This is a genomic window from Corynebacterium sp. TAE3-ERU2 (genome assembly GCF_019209955.1).
Lineage (GTDB): Bacteria > Actinomycetota > Actinomycetes > Mycobacteriales > Mycobacteriaceae > Corynebacterium > Corynebacterium megadyptis.
Genome location: NZ_JAHUTL010000003.1, coordinates 162,232 through 175,991 on the forward strand (window position 1 = coordinate 162,232; position 13,760 = coordinate 175,991).

At 62.1% G+C, this 13,760-nt stretch carries 14 protein-coding genes; 2 read left to right on the forward strand and 12 right to left on the reverse strand.

The window, feature by feature from the left end:
• Positions 1-16: 16 nt before the first annotated feature.
• The 5 genes from grpE to KRX12_RS05550 all read right to left on the reverse strand — a co-directional run bounded on the left by grpE (position 17) and on the right by KRX12_RS05550 (position 5,487).
• Positions 17-703, reverse strand: a complete 687-nt coding sequence (gene grpE, locus KRX12_RS05530) for a nucleotide exchange factor GrpE (protein ID WP_218366006.1) — start codon at positions 701-703, stop codon at positions 17-19.
• Positions 700-2,535, reverse strand: coding sequence for a molecular chaperone DnaK (dnaK, locus tag KRX12_RS05535; protein ID WP_151529285.1), 1,836 nt, complete (start codon positions 2,533-2,535; stop codon positions 700-702). The genes grpE and dnaK overlap by 4 nt, the downstream gene beginning before the upstream one ends.
• Positions 2,536-2,867: 332 nt before the next feature.
• Positions 2,868-3,770: a hydroxymethylbilane synthase gene (hemC, locus tag KRX12_RS05540; protein WP_218366007.1), complete on the reverse strand. Its 903-nt coding sequence runs from the start codon at positions 3,768-3,770 to the stop codon at positions 2,868-2,870.
• A gap of 11 nt (positions 3,771-3,781) precedes the next feature.
• Complete coding sequence (locus KRX12_RS05545; protein ID WP_218365034.1) at positions 3,782-5,176, reverse strand: glutamyl-tRNA reductase; 1,395 nt, start codon at positions 5,174-5,176, stop codon at positions 3,782-3,784.
• 68 nt (positions 5,177-5,244) lie between these two features.
• A complete protein-coding gene (locus tag KRX12_RS05550; RefSeq protein WP_218365033.1) occupies positions 5,245-5,487 on the reverse strand; it encodes a glutaredoxin family protein in 243 nt (80 codons plus the stop codon).
• Positions 5,488-5,625: 138 nt separating this feature from the next.
• Here KRX12_RS05550 and KRX12_RS05555 point away from each other — a divergent pair, with 138 nt between their 5' ends.
• Positions 5,626-6,681, forward strand: a complete 1,056-nt coding sequence (locus KRX12_RS05555; RefSeq protein WP_218365032.1) for an HAD-IB family hydrolase — start codon at positions 5,626-5,628, stop codon at positions 6,679-6,681.
• A 105-nt stretch (positions 6,682-6,786) separates the two neighbouring features.
• Here KRX12_RS05555 and KRX12_RS05560 read toward each other — a convergent pair whose 3' ends face one another.
• From KRX12_RS05560 to KRX12_RS05580, 5 genes are all read right to left on the reverse strand, one after another.
• Positions 6,787-6,888 (reverse strand): 30S ribosomal protein bS22, encoded by a 102-nt coding sequence (locus KRX12_RS05560; RefSeq protein WP_003855542.1) that lies wholly within the window; start codon positions 6,886-6,888, stop codon positions 6,787-6,789.
• Between the two features lie 303 nt (positions 6,889-7,191).
• Entirely contained in the window at positions 7,192-7,383 is a 192-nt protein-coding gene (locus KRX12_RS05565) for a helix-turn-helix domain-containing protein (RefSeq protein WP_018019464.1), read from the reverse strand.
• A gap of 373 nt (positions 7,384-7,756) precedes the next feature.
• Entirely contained in the window at positions 7,757-8,563 is an 807-nt protein-coding gene (gene proC, locus KRX12_RS05570; RefSeq protein WP_218365031.1) for a pyrroline-5-carboxylate reductase, read from the reverse strand.
• A 90-nt stretch (positions 8,564-8,653) separates the two neighbouring features.
• Complete coding sequence (locus KRX12_RS05575; RefSeq protein WP_218366008.1) at positions 8,654-9,634, reverse strand: hypothetical protein; 981 nt, start codon at positions 9,632-9,634, stop codon at positions 8,654-8,656.
• A gap of 14 nt (positions 9,635-9,648) precedes the next feature.
• Positions 9,649-10,578 (reverse strand): Ppx/GppA phosphatase family protein, encoded by a 930-nt coding sequence (locus KRX12_RS05580; RefSeq protein WP_218365029.1) that lies wholly within the window; start codon positions 10,576-10,578, stop codon positions 9,649-9,651.
• A 33-nt stretch (positions 10,579-10,611) separates the two neighbouring features.
• Here KRX12_RS05580 and KRX12_RS05585 point away from each other — a divergent pair, with 33 nt between their 5' ends.
• Entirely contained in the window at positions 10,612-11,496 is an 885-nt protein-coding gene (locus tag KRX12_RS05585) for a hypothetical protein (RefSeq protein WP_218366009.1), read from the forward strand.
• 5 nt (positions 11,497-11,501) lie between these two features.
• Here the strand turns inward: KRX12_RS05585 and KRX12_RS05590 are convergent, their stop codons facing one another.
• Together KRX12_RS05590 and KRX12_RS05595 are read right to left on the reverse strand one after the other, a co-directional pair.
• Positions 11,502-12,191: a response regulator transcription factor gene (locus KRX12_RS05590; RefSeq protein WP_151529294.1), complete on the reverse strand. Its 690-nt coding sequence runs from the start codon at positions 12,189-12,191 to the stop codon at positions 11,502-11,504.
• 2 nt (positions 12,192-12,193) lie between these two features.
• The gene (locus tag KRX12_RS05595) at positions 12,194-13,585 is read right to left on the reverse strand and encodes an ATP-binding protein (RefSeq protein WP_218365027.1); all 1,392 of its coding nucleotides are present in this window, start codon (positions 13,583-13,585) and stop codon (positions 12,194-12,196) included.
• Between the last annotated feature and the right edge of the window lie 175 nt (positions 13,586-13,760).

Below are 13,760 nucleotides of genomic sequence, written 5' to 3' on the forward strand. Positions count from 1 at the left end.
CGATATCGTGGGCTTTTTATTCTTGATCCTCTACTGGGTCGTCGATGATCACCATAGCGGCGCGCACGACTGTGTCCTTGTACTGGTAGCCGGGGCGCACCACGGTGCCGAGGGCCTTGTCTTCTCCGGTCGAGGCATCTTGGATGGCCTCGTGGATCTCCGGGTTGAACTCGTCGCCGGTCTCGCCGAAGCGCTTGAGCCCCACACCGCTCACGGTGCTGCGGAGCTTCTCCGCGAAGGGCTTCAAGGGGCCCTGCTCGAGATCGCCATGCTGTTCAGCCATGTCGATGTCATCGAGGATAGGTAGCAATTCCTTGAGCACCTTCACCGTGGCGGTGGAGATCACGCCCTCGCGTTCCCGCTCGGTGCGCCGACGATAGTTGGCGTACTCGGCAGACACGCGCTTGAGATCCTCGGTGAGCTCCGCGATCTGTGCCGCAGCCGGATCCTCGGCCTCAGCCTCGGCCGCTGCCTCTTCCTCAGCCTCGGTGGCTTCGGCGTCAGCAAGCGCGGCCTCCTCATCGAGCAGTTCGTTGATCTCCTCGTCGAGGGGATCGACTACCTGCTCGCCGCCTGCTGCACTGGCCTCGGCGTCGGCCGCCGCTTCCGCAGCGGCGGCTTCGGCCTCGTTCGGAGAGTAGTTGGCCTCATCCGTGGCGTCGGGATCGCCCGGGTTATCGGGCATCTCGCCTGGGTGGGTCACTTCTTCTCATCCTCCTCGTCGACAACCTCAGCGTCGACAACATTGTCATCAGCGGCCTGGTCGGCGCCCTCAGCCTGGGTAGCGCCCTGGGCGGCCTCGGCCTCGTAGAGGGCCTTGCCCATCTCCTGGGACTCCTTGGACAGGGTGTCCACGGCGTCCTTGATGGCATCGAGGTCATCGCCCTTCAGGGCCTCGTCCACACCATTGGCGGCGTCTTCGACCTTCTTCTTGATGTCCTCGGAGACCTTCTCGGAGTTCTCCTCGAGGAACTTGCGGGTCTGGTACGCCATGGACTCTGCAGAGTTGCGCACCTCCTGCTCCTCGCGGCGCTTCTTATCCTCTTCGGCGTGGGTCTCAGCATCCTTGACCATGCGGTCGATGTCTTCCTGAGACAGGCTGGAGCCGTCCTGGATCTTGATGGTGTTTTCCTTGCCGGTGCCCTTGTCCTTCGCGGTCACGTGCACGATGCCGTTGGCGTCGATGTCGAAGGTGACCTCGATCTGCGGCACGCCACGCGGCGCCGGGGCAATGCCACCGAGCTCGAAGGAGCCGAGCAGCTTATTGGCGGATGCCATCTCGCGCTCACCCTGGAATACCTGGATCTGCACGGAGGGCTGGTTGTCCTCTGCGGTGGTGAAGGTCTCGGACTTCTTGGTCGGAATGGTGGTGTTGCGCTCGATGAGCTTGGTCATCACGCCACCCTTGGTCTCAATACCGAGGGAGAGCGGGGTGACGTCGAGCAGCAGCACGTCCTTGACCTCGCCGCGCAGCACACCGGCCTGCAGAGCAGCACCCATGGCCACAACCTCGTCCGGGTTCACGCCCTTGTTCGGCTCCTTGCCGGAGAGCTCCTTGACCATCTCGGAGACGGCCGGCATACGGGTGGAGCCACCGACGAGCACCACGTGGTCGATCTCGGAAACGGAGATCTCTGCGTCCTTGACTACCTGGTTGAAGGGAGCCTTGGTGCGGTCCAGCAGATCTTGGGTGATGCGCTGGAACTCGGTGCGGGTGAGGGTCTCGTCCAGGAAGAGCGGGTTCTTCTCGGAGTCCACGGTGATGTAGGGCAGGTTGATGGATGCCTGCTGCGAGGAAGACAGCTCAATCTTGGCCTTCTCGGCAGCCTCACGCAGACGCTGCAGAGCCATCTTGTCCTTGGTCAGGTCGATACCGTGGGAGCTCTTGAACTTCTCAGCCAACCAGTCCACGATGCGCTGATCCCAGTCATCGCCGCCCAGCTCGTTGTCGCCAGCGGTGGCCATAACCTCAACCACGCCATCGCCGATCTCCAGCAGGGAGACGTCGAAGGTGCCGCCACCGAGGTCGAAGACCAGAATGGTCTGCTCCTTGTCGCCCTTCTCCAGGCCATAGGCCAGAGCGGCGGCGGTGGGCTCGTTCACGATACGCAGCACGTTCAGGCCTGCGATCTGACCAGCCTCCTTGGTGGCCTGGCGCTGTGCGTCCTCGAAGTAAGCGGGAACGGTGATCACGGCGTCGGTGACATCATCGCCCAGGTAAGACTCAGCATCGCGCTTGAGCTTCATCAGCGTGCGAGCGGAGATCTCCTGCGGGGTGTACTTCTTATCGTCGACCTCAACGGTCCAGTCGCTGCCCATGTGGCGCTTGACGGAGCGCACGGTGCGATCGACGTTGGTGACGGCCTGGTTCTTCGCGGACTGACCGACCAGAACCTCGCCGTTCTTTGCGAATGCGACCACCGAAGGGGTGGTCCGGGAGCCTTCGGAGTTGGCGATAACGGTTGCCTCGCCACCCTCAAGCACGGATACGACCGAGTTGGTGGTACCCAAGTCAATGCCTACTGCACGTCCCATAGTTGTGTTGTCCTCCTGTGTACGTTTGTACGTTTGTGCCCGCCCACTCGGACGGGGCTCGTTTGAATTCATCGAGTTGAGTAATGCTCACTCAACGTCTGCGACCACGCTAACAAACTCTCGTCATAATCGCCAACCTTCTTGAGTGAAGCTAACTCAACTTTTCACCTCATACAACGGCGCTTCCCATAAAGTTGTTCCCGATTCGCTCAACTTTTTTATTTTCCCAGCTCACACAGGGTAGGAAGAGACAGAAGCGGCGCCCGCGGAGAGCAATAGCGTGCTATCCGGGGCGCCGCTAGGACGCGCACAAAACGATCAAGCGCGTGAGTTTAGGAGACGGCCACCAGTGCGGAGGCGCCCTGCGAGAGCAACTCGCGGGCTACCGCAGCGCCCAGCGCGCGGGCCTGTTCCTTGTTCTCGGCCGCGCCGCTGGCGCTGTGCACCAGCTGGGCGCTGCCGTCGAGCGCAAAAGCACCGGCGGTGAGGCTCAACTGCCCCTCGCTGAACTCAGCATGGGCGGCCACCGGCGCGGTACAGCCGGCTTCCAGGGTGGCCAATACGGAGCGCTCGGCGGCGGCGCAGAGCTCGGCTGAGGTATCCGCCAGGGCCCGAATCGCCTCCACGGCGTGAGTGTCCTCGGCGCGGCATTCGATAGCGAGGGCGCCTTGGGCAGGGGCGGGCATCAGGCGGGTGGCGTCGAAAAGCTCCGTGGCGCGATCGAGCTGCCCGACGCGAGTGAGCCCCGCTGCCGCCAGCACCACGGCGTCGAGTTCCCCATGCAGCACCTTGCCCATACGGGTGTCGATATTGCCGCGCAGGGGGCGGATATCCAGATCGGGGCGCAGCGCCCGCAGCTGGGCAATACGACGCGGCGCGGAGGTGCCCACGGTGGCGTGCTCGGGGAGTTCATCGAGGGTGAGCCCATCGCGGGCGATGAGGGCCTCACGGCGATCCTCACGGGCCGGGGTGACGAGCACGAAACGATCATCGGGGGCGGTGGGCAGATCCTTGAAGGAGTGCACCGCCAGATCGCATTCGCCGCGGGCCATGGCCTCGCGCAGCGCCTGGGTGAACACGCCGACGCCGATGCGCTCCACCGGGGACATGTTCTTATCACCTGGGGTGGTGATGATCGTTAATTCGGCGTCGTGGCCGAGTTCGGCCAGTGCATCGCGCACATGGCCGGTTTGTGTAGTGGCAAGTTGAGATCCGCGAGTACCAATCCGAAACATGCCCATTAAGACTACTCGCTGACGCTCAGCGAGGAGGGGTAGGTCTCCGCTACGGACTCGGCCCGCACCGGCATATGCCCCATATTTCCGGGCAGCTCGTCCATCGCCACAGCAATGGAGCGCCCCGGCACCGGATCCTGCAGCCCGAAGAGCTCCTGAATCACGGTTTCATAGGTGACGGTGCCCGAGCGGGCTGCCAGCTGCTTCACCCGCACGGTGGGCTGATGCAGCAGCTTATCGACGATGCGTCGCACGGTGCGATTGACCTCATTGCGGTCAGCATCCTCCATGCCCGGGGTACGCCGCATGAGCTGTCCCATCTCTGCTTCCACCAGCTCGGCGGCGTGCTTACGCAGCGCCGAGACCGCGGGTGCTACCTCGCGTACGCGCTGCTGGGAGGTGAACTGCTCGAGGGCATCGCGCACAATACGCAGCGACTCGGCGTGCACCTGCGAGGTCTCGCCATCGGCGTGGTGGTGCAGCTTCTCGATATTGATCAGGTGGCAGCCGGTACGCTCCTCGATCGCATCGTCCAGATCGCGCGGCAGGGAGAGATCCACGGCCACCAGGCCCGGATGATCGGCGGGGATGTCGCTGGCGTTGATGGTGAAGCCATCGGCGCCGGTGGCAGAGACCACCATGGACACCTCGTTGAGCACCGAGGTGCGGTCCTCGTACTGGATCGCCTGGGCGTTCACCCCTGCCTCGAGGGCGTGGGCCACCAGATTCTGCGCCCGCTCGTAGGTGCGGTTGCACACGATGAGCCGCTCTACCCCCATACGGCCCACATGAGTGGAGGCCAGGGAGGCCATTGCCCCCGCGCCGAGCACGAGAACGCTAACCCCCTTCAGGGGGAGTTCCTCCTCCTCACGGCCCATCTCGGCCACCGCCTGCTGCAGGGCGAAGGAGACCATGGATGCCCCCGCCTCATCAATGGCGGTCTCGGTGTGGACTCGCTTGCCGGTGTGCAGGGCTGTCTGGGTCAGAGAGTGCAGCGCCGGGCCGGCAGTGGCCGATTTCGAGGCGAGCTGGTAGGCGTGACGCACCTGGCCGATGATCTGCTGCTCCCCCACCACCATGGAATCCAGTCCGGCGGTGACCATGAGCATGTGCTCGGCGGCGGCGTCGGCATAGCGCACATAGAGCTTGGCGCGCAGCGTATCGATGTCTACCCCGCTGTATTCGTGCAGGACATCCACCACTTCGTGGACGCCGGCGTGGAAGGAGGAGGTGACACAGTACACCTCTACCCGGTTGCAGGTAGAGACAATGAGGGCCTCGGTGAGCGAGGGACGGGTAATCAGAGTCGACGCAACGCGAATCGCTGCGTCATCATCCATGCTGAGCTGTTCAAGCAACGACACAGGTGCCGACCGGTGGGACATACCCACAATTAGCACGCTCATTGAAATAGCTCACCGCTTCCTCATCAGTCACATTAAAGGCTGATAAGAACGCTAGTCTGCTTTCACCTTCAAGCCAACAAAGTGTTGGCTAACTCGGAGTTGTCTACTTCCCAGCACGCAAACTCCTCATCGTCCACCACAACCACCGGCACACGGTCGCCAAACTCCATGGCGAGCTCGGGGTCCTCATCCACATCTCGCACCTGCCATGTCGCTCCGGCGGCGCGCACAATGGGCTCGATTTGCTTGGCGACGCGCACACAGGATCCACAACCGGCACGGACCATAAGTTCAACGCTGTGGGTGGGCATAGACAATCGGTGCCTCCATCCTGGGAGTGATTATTAAGACGGCAAGCTGCGCCCTAACCTTATACGATGGCAAGGGTCCCACTTTCGGGCGTGCCTCTCAGCTCTAGCCCCTACCCGGAAAGCCTCTGAACAATCGCCGTGAACTCCAATAACGTTCCCCTCGGTCCCTTCGATGGGCCTAGCTCGCCCTCGGAATTTCTGGCGGCGTGGTCCACCTCGCGCGGGAACCTGCGCCACTTCTTTGAAGATCGCGCCCTCCCGCCGATTGATGAGCAGTCCCAGCGTGCCGCCGGCGAGGCCGCGGTAGCCGAGGTCTTTGGCCTCGACCCCGCTGACTTTGACTCGGGCATGACCAGTGTCTCCGGCGCCTTCGAGGCAGCGTCCGCCCGGTCGGTCACAACCCCCGATCCGGAGATCCCGCAGGACCATACGGCGGCCGCCTTTTTCGATGTGGACAACACTCTGATCCAGGGCGCCTCGATCATCGTGCTCGCCATGGGGCTGGCGAAGAAGAAGTATTTTAAATTCTCCGAGATCGCACCGGTGGCCTATAAGCAGCTGAAGTTCCGCCTCAGCGGTTCCGAGAACGCCAATGATGTGGCCGAGGGCCGCCAGCAGGCGCTGGAGTTTATTAAGGGCCGCGATGTTAATGAGCTCGTGGAACTCTGCGAGGACATCGTGGAGACCCATATGTCGGAGAAGATCTGGCCCGGCACCAAGGAGCTCGCCGAGATGCACCTCAATGCCGGCCAGCAGGTGTGGCTGGTCTCCGCCACCCCGGTGCAGCTAGCACAGATCTTGGCCCGTCAATTCGGCTTCACGGGCGCCTTGGGCACCGTGGCCGAGGTCAAGGACGGCAAGTTCACCGGCCGCCTGGTGGGCGATATCTTGCACGGCTCCGGCAAGCGGCATGCGGTGGCCGCGCTTGCCGCCGTGGAACAGCTCGACCTGCAGCGCTGCACGGCCTATTCCGATTCCATTAATGACCTGCCCATGCTGTCCATGGTGGGCACTGCGGTGGCCGTCAATCCCGACGCCAAACTCCGCAAGACTGCCCTGCAGCGCGGCTGGGAGGTGCGCGACTATCGCAATGTGCGCAAGGCCGTGCGCAAATTTGGCCTGCCCGCCATCATCACCGCCGCGTTCTCTACCGGCGCCTGGCGCTACTTGGGCAAGTCCAAGAAAAAGAGCTAGGCCTCGCCCAGAGCATAAAAACACACCGCCGAGCTGTAGATTATCTCTACTGCGGCGGTGTGTGAGCAGGCCCTAGAGTGATATAAAGGGCCGCGCGCATGCGGCTTACTTGCCGAGCTTACGACGCTGAACGCGGGTACGGCGCAGCATCTTGCGGTGCTTCTTCTTGGACATGCGCTTGCGGCGCTTCTTGATAACAGAACCCATAGGGCATCCTCACTTACTTAAGATCGTTGTGCGTATATATACATAGTGTGCGCATCTGCGACGGCCGTGCAGCAGCAGGCCGCTGCCGAGGCGGACGGACATCGTCGGACGCACCGCCCGGCAAGAGAGTGCCGCCACCCCCGTAGAGGGAGCAGGTGTGATGCCACACGAATGCTAGCAATCATACCTAGAGGGTGAGCGAGGATAAAATTCCCCCTCGCTACACCCTGCAGAGCACCCTAGCGCGATAACCAGCCCGCACATGTGCGCCCCAGCCTATCGACTGCGGCGCGGGAGCATGTTTTAGCCGGCGTCGTAGAACGACGCCTCGAGGTACTCATTCACGGCCTTCTCATGAACTCGGAAGGAGCGCCCCACCCGCACGGCAGGCAGCTCGCTGGAGTGAATAAGTCGATACACCGTCATCTTGGATACGCGCATGATGTCAGCGACTTCTGCGACGGTCAAGAAGGTGCCATTGTCCTCGTGTGCCATAGTGTTAAACCCTTCATAACGCGAACGCGCTGCAGGCTTCCCCTCCTGCAGATGGAGACACGATCGTGTTCGAGAACAGCTTAGCGTTAATGTTGTTACGAATGCGAGCTGGTGGGATGGAGTTTATCTCAGCTGCCACATGAGTCAGGTGGGAAACTACATGCACGTGAGTTGCCAGGCCCCACACCCTACCCACCGGATTTCCCATTTGCCCAGTTGAAACCCCGTGTTCCGGTCTCAGCGGCGGCTCGCGGGACCTCTCCCACCATTGATCGACGCCAGTATCAGCGCGGCGGTGGGCGGCCCCGCAAAAAAGAAGCACCCCACCCATCGGCGGGGTGAAGTGCTACTTAAGGGTTTGCGGCGAGCCGGTTCAGGACAGCTCTGCGGAGCGCTTCGCGCAGGCTTCCATGGCCCGATAAAACGCGCCCCGGAATCCGGATTCCTCGAGGGAACGAATGGCAGCAGCCGTGGTACCGGCTGGGGAGGAGACGGAGGCACGCAGCTCCACAGGAGATTTGCTGCCTTCCTTGAGCATGGCGGCTGCGCCGTCGATGGCGTTCACCGCCAGCTGCTCCGCAAGCTCCCGCTTCAGGCCCAGCTGCACCCCGGCGTCGGTCATGGCCTCGGCCATGAGGAACACATAGGCCGGCGAGGATCCGGACATCGCCGTGACGACGTCGATATCCGACTCGCGCACCCGCACCACCTCGCCCACGGCGGACAAGAGCTCGGCGACGGTGTCCATCTCGGCATCACCGGCGAAACGCCCCGCCGCCATGGCAGAGACGCCCTTGCCCACGAACATGGGTGTATTGGGCATCACGCGCACCAGCGGCGTGCCGGCGGAGACCACCTCTTCCATGGCCGCCAGGGAGATACCTGCGGCCATGGACACCACGATCGCGTCCTCGGTGTTCTCATTGAGCGAGTCGGAGATTTCCTCGAGCACATCCACAATCATGTAGGGCTTGACCGCCAAGAACACCACGTCCACGCCCTCAACGGCCTGGTAGTTATCGACGTAGTCGTTGATCTCGAAGCGCTCCGCAAGTTCGCGTCCGCGCTCCTCACGGCGGTTGGACACGTTGATATCCTGCGGGCGGATACCACCGGAAATGAGCCCAGAAATGAGGGCCTCACCGATGTTTCCGCCACCAATCACTGCAATCTTGGTCATATCACCACTGTGCCAGATGTAGCTGGCAGCGCAAGAAAGAACCCCCGCCGGATCATCTCCATAGCGGGGGTGTTTCCTAGCCGGTGGCGCTTAGAGCCCGGCAATGAGCGAGGGGCCGAAGGTGAGCACCAGTCCGACCACCGCGGCAAGCAGCATGGTGAGCTTGTCGCGATCAGTGCGCATTGCGTGCACGATACCGACGATGCCGCCGGTCACGGCCAGGGCCAGCACCCCGGTGATGAGGTTGCTGAAGTTGGCCCACAGCAGCTCGAAGCCCTTGAAGATGGCGATACCAATCACCACAGCCACCACGGTCATACCGATAATGGCGGGGATGGACACCGAGCGCTCGGACTCCTCCTCCGCAGCCGCCGCGGGGGCCTCAGCGGGCTCTGCATCGGGCTGCGCAGCCGGCTGCTCCGGAGCGGCCATATAGGGGGCCACGCGCTGCTTTTGCTCGCCGGCGTGCTCATCGCGTACCGCCTCGAGGGTGGCGGTCGGCGGCTCATCGCTGCGCGTGCCCTCGGATTCCGGCGAACGCTCGATGGATTCCACCGGCTCCGGCGCGGTCTCGGGCTGCGGTGCAGCGGCCTGCTGCGCCTGCTCGGGGCTCACGGCCTTAAAGGTATCGGTGGTCAGACGCGGCTCTTCGCCCTCCTGGACCACGTCGAGCACCATGGTCTCGTCCTTGTCCTTCGCCGCAGCGCCACGGGGCACGCGGTTGAGCTTCGGGCTAAAGCCCTCGGGTTTCTGCTCCTCAACCGGGGCACTCGCAGGCTTATCGACGCTCTCCTGCTGCTGCACAGCCGACTGCTCCGGAGCGGGCGGCGCTGCCTCGGGGGCGGGCTCGGACGTGCGGGCGGTATTTTCCGCGTCGATCGGCTGAGAGGTGTGTTTGGGCTGCTCGGGGGTTTTATCTACCTTCGGGATCGAACCGGTGAGCTCGGCAACGGACACACCGCCCTCTTCGAGGCTGCGGCGGCGCCGGCGACGCTTACGCGGAGCCTGATCGCCGTTCTCCTTGGATGCGCGGGCTAAGAGCTCTGCGACTGTCAGCTGTTGGTCGCTCATACTCGCTTCCTTTCCTAGTCCAATCCCTTATCAATTCGTCTAAGGATAACCCCTTCACGCAGCGCCCATGGGCAAATCTCGATTTTTTCGAGTCCCAGGGCGCGCATGCTTGCCTCTGCAACGAGGGCTCCGGCGACGATTTGATGGGAACGGTCCGAGCTTACTCCTTCGAGCTCTGCTCGGTCACTAGCTGTCATGCGGGAAATAAATGCGATCAGCTGGCGCAAGCCCGGCGCGGTGAGGGTGCGCTTGACGCGCGGCCCCGCCGAGGAGGGTGCAGCACCGGTGAGACGAGCCAAGGTGCGGAACGTTTTGCTCGTGCCCACAGCCAGATTGGCGTGGCCACAGTTCTGCAACTGCTGAGCGGGTTCCGCAAGTTCGGCGTCGATGTAATCGCGAAGAATATTGATCTTCTTTCGCGAGGGCGGATCCGTGTCGAACCACTTATGAGTGAGCCGGCCCGCACCAAGATCAAGCGAAAACGCTTTCTCCGGATGCTCGTCGGTACCAGTGGAGAGCTCGAGGGAGCCACCGCCAATATCAAGATTGATGATGCGGCCGGCAGACCAGCCGTACCAGCGTCGTACCGCCAGGAAGGTCAGTATTGCTTCCTCTTCGCCGGTGAGAACCTCGAGCTTGATGCCCGCCTCTTTCTCAACGCGATTCAGAACCTTCTTTTGATTCGTGGCGGAACGCACCGCAGAGGTGGCGAAAGCCATCACCTCATCACACCGTAGTGTGTCGGCGAGATCGCTCGCCTCTGCCACATTCTTGATCAGCTTCGACTGTCCCTTGTCATTGAGGGCGCCGTCTGCGTCAAGGAATTCCACGAGTTTCATCGTGGTCTTCCAATCGCTCATGGGGGTGGGATGTCCACCCGAGCGCGCATCGACTGCCACCAAGTGGACAGTGTTGCTGCCAACGTCCAATACACCTAATCGCACAACTTTAGGGTAGCGGGTCTAAGTTGGAAAAGTGTGAACACCCCGCATGAGACGTCGACATTTCTTGGCTTTCCCGCGACATCCCCAGCCGGCCGATCCATTCGCGCGGGCCGCGAATTACCCCCTGACTTTCCTCGGCAATGGCTGGAATTTCACAATCCAGAGGACCCGAATCACCTGTTCAGCGTGGACATCACGTGGTTGACTTCCCGCTGGCGCTGCCATTTCGGCCAGCCCGAATGCCTCGGGATTGACGAAAACAACCGGGTAGTGGGCTGTTGCAATCATGGGGCTTTTCTCACAGACGAGTCCGATCAGGATCTGCTCTACAATTCCGTGGCCGAGATGCCCGCGCATTTCTGGCAGCTGCGCCCCAAGGACGTCGATGACTACATCGCCGCCGCCGATGCCACCGAGATCGAGCCCTGGCTGGAATGGGATGAGCTAGAAAACGAGGACGGGGAGATGGAGCCGGCGCTGAAAACAAAGCTTGTCGACGGCGCCTGCATCTTTGCCAACCGCAATGGACACGGCACAGGCGCGGGCTGTGCTCTCCACCAATATGCGGTGGCCAGCGGCCAGGACATCACCGAGATCAAACCGGAGGTGTGTTGGCTGGTGCCGCTGCGCCGCGAAGAGGAATGGACCGTGCGCGCCGATGGCGCCGATATTTTGAAAACCACCATTTCCGAGTATGAGCGGCGGGCATGGGGAAATGGTGGCGAAGACTTCGATTGGTGGTGCACCTCCGCCTCGTCCTGCCACACCAGCGAGATACCGATGTGGCAAAGCTATGAGACGGAGCTGCGGAAGGTGATGGGCGATGCCTCCTATGAGCGTCTCGTGGAGCTGATCACCCAGGTGGGAGGATCGTCACTGCAGCACCCGGCTACGGTGGCGGCAAGTGAGCGTCGATAAGCGGCTCAGGCCTCGAATTTATAGCCGAGGCCGCGGACGGTCACGAGATATTGGGGGCGGGAAGGCTGCTCCTCGATCTTGGAGCGCAAACGCTTGACATGCACATCCAGCGTTTTGGTATCGCCCACATAGTCCGCGCCCCAGACGCGGTCAATGAGCTGGGAGCGGGTGAGCACGCGGCCCGAATTGCGCAGCAGGTACTCGAGCAGATCGAATTCCTTCAAGGGCAGGGCGATCTCCTCGCCATCGACGGTGACGGTATGGGATTCCACGTCCATGCGCACCCGGCCGCCCTTGAGCACCTGCTCGTCGAACTCCTCCTCCACCGCGCGTTCCTTGCTGCGGCGGAGCACCGCGCGAATACGGGCGATGAGCTCCCGAGAAGAATAAGGCTTGGTCACATAGTCATCGGCGCCGAGCTCGAGGCCCACAACCTTATCGATTTCCGAGTCGCGGGCGGTGACCATGATCACCGGCACCTGGGAGCTTTGGCGAATCTGCTTACACACATCGGTGCCGGACATTCCAGGAAGCATCAGATCCAGCAGGACGATATCGATGTCTTTCTTATGAAACTCCACCAGCGCCGAGGGGCCATCGACCGCAGTGCTTACCTCGAAGCCCTCCTTCGCCAGCAGAAATGCCAGCGGTTCCGCTAGGGATTCCTCGTCCTCAACAATCAGAATTCGGGTCATGGTTACTCTGTGCCATCCTTCCGCCTGCTGGCTTCATTGCGCATACCCACATGCTGAGATGCGCTAGTAATTCCCACACGATCCATCAAGCTGTCCTGCCGCGCAGCCGGTTGTTTCTCGGCATTGCGGTGCCCACGTCCCCCGCCGAGGGGACGGAGGGAGCGCCTCGCGCGCTTCGGCGCCGCAACCGAGGTATCGGCGGGAAGTTCTGGGGCCTCAGACGTCAGCGGCTGAGCCTCATTCGTTTCCTGAACATCGAAAACAGGAAGCTCAAGGGTGAACGTCGAGCCAATATTGGGCTGTGACCACAGTTTAATCGATCCCCCGTGGTTTGCGGTGACATGTTTAACAATCGCTAGCCCCAAACCGGTGCCTCCCGTTTGGCGCGACCGGGCCTTGTCTACCCGGAAGAAACGCTCGAATACGCGCTGCTGATCTTCCTCCGAAATACCAATGCCGCGATCAGTCACCCGCACCTGCACGGTCTTCTCTCCGCTAGGGGAATGCACCACCTTTTGGGAGATCGTCACGGGAGTGGACTCCGGCGAATAGTTGATGGCGTTGATAATCAGATTGGTAATGGCGGTAATCAACAGCGTGCTATCGCCGCGCACCTGCACCCCGGAGGGGGTATCGCGAATGATCTCGATACCGGCGGTCTCTGCCGTCAATTTATTGCGGCTGACCGCCTCGTCAATCACCTCATCCACCGATACCGGCTTCATCGCGGGCAGCTTCTCTGCGCCCTGCAGCTTCGACAAAGCAATCAGCTCATTAATCAACGAGGACATCCGATGCGCCTCGTTGAGCAGCCGCTCGCCAAAGTGCAGCACAGATTCTGGATCATCCGCGGAGTTCAGCAGCACCTCCGCCAAAAGGGCCATACCCCCCACCGGGGTTTTGAGCTCATGAGAGACATTGGCCACGAAATCGCGGCGCGCCGATTCCATGCGCACATGCTCGGACTCATCGGTGGAATAGACCACGACGAAGCGCTCATCGGTGAGCGTCAGCGGCGCCACCGTCGCATCCACCGCGGAGACCCGGCTGGCGAGCCGGCGGGGCAACTCGAGTGAGACCACTCGGGTGTCTTGATCGGCGAATACCTCCAGCGCGGAGGCCCAAATCTGCTTGTTCACGCTGTGCTCGTGCACGATGCCCATATCGTGCGCGGGCATATTAGAGAGCACAACCGAGCCGCTTCGATCAATCACCGCCACGCCTGTCGGCGATCCCTGCACCGTTAGGTGCAGCACCTGGGAGATGGTGGTGATGCGGTTATCCGTAATCGTTTCGGCCTCGCGGCGGCGCTGCGCCCAGCGCCGCAGAAAACGCGCAAGCGGCATCATCACGAGAGCCCCCATGGCTCCCACGATGATTCCGACTAAGAACATGTCTCTGGCCTTCTCTCGCCGACGCCGCCGGTCCGGCCGGCGGCGGTGACACTGCGAATAATGTGATGGTTCTGTGTCCCACCCAAGCACAGTTTGGGCGATGCCGCTACGCGAGCACACCCGTGGGTGACGTAGCCGCCGCCGCGGCCTGCCCAGCACACGGAAAAGCCCGCAG

Coding starts and splice junctions, on each gene's coding strand:
- dnaK (WP_151529285.1), bottom strand. CDS start 2,535: ATGGGACGTGCAGTAGGCATTGACTTGGGTACCACCAACTCGGTCGTA.
- hemC (WP_218366007.1), bottom strand. CDS start 3,770: ATGTTTCGGATTGGTACTCGCGGATCTCAACTTGCCACTACACAAACC.
- KRX12_RS05545 (WP_218365034.1), bottom strand. CDS start 5,176: ATGAGCGTGCTAATTGTGGGTATGTCCCACCGGTCGGCACCTGTGTCG.
- KRX12_RS05550 (WP_218365033.1), bottom strand. CDS start 5,487: ATGCCCACCCACAGCGTTGAACTTATGGTCCGTGCCGGTTGTGGATCC.
- KRX12_RS05560 (WP_003855542.1), bottom strand. CDS start 6,888: ATGGGTTCTGTTATCAAGAAGCGCCGCAAGCGCATGTCCAAGAAGAAG.
- KRX12_RS05565 (WP_018019464.1), bottom strand. CDS start 7,383: ATGGCACACGAGGACAATGGCACCTTCTTGACCGTCGCAGAAGTCGCT.
- proC (WP_218365031.1), bottom strand. CDS start 8,563: ATGACCAAGATTGCAGTGATTGGTGGCGGAAACATCGGTGAGGCCCTC.
- KRX12_RS05575 (WP_218366008.1), bottom strand. CDS start 9,634: ATGAGCGACCAACAGCTGACAGTCGCAGAGCTCTTAGCCCGCGCATCC.
- KRX12_RS05590 (WP_151529294.1), bottom strand. CDS start 12,191: ATGACCCGAATTCTGATTGTTGAGGACGAGGAATCCCTAGCGGAACCG.
- KRX12_RS05595 (WP_218365027.1), bottom strand. CDS start 13,585: ATGTTCTTAGTCGGAATCATCGTGGGAGCCATGGGGGCTCTCGTGATG.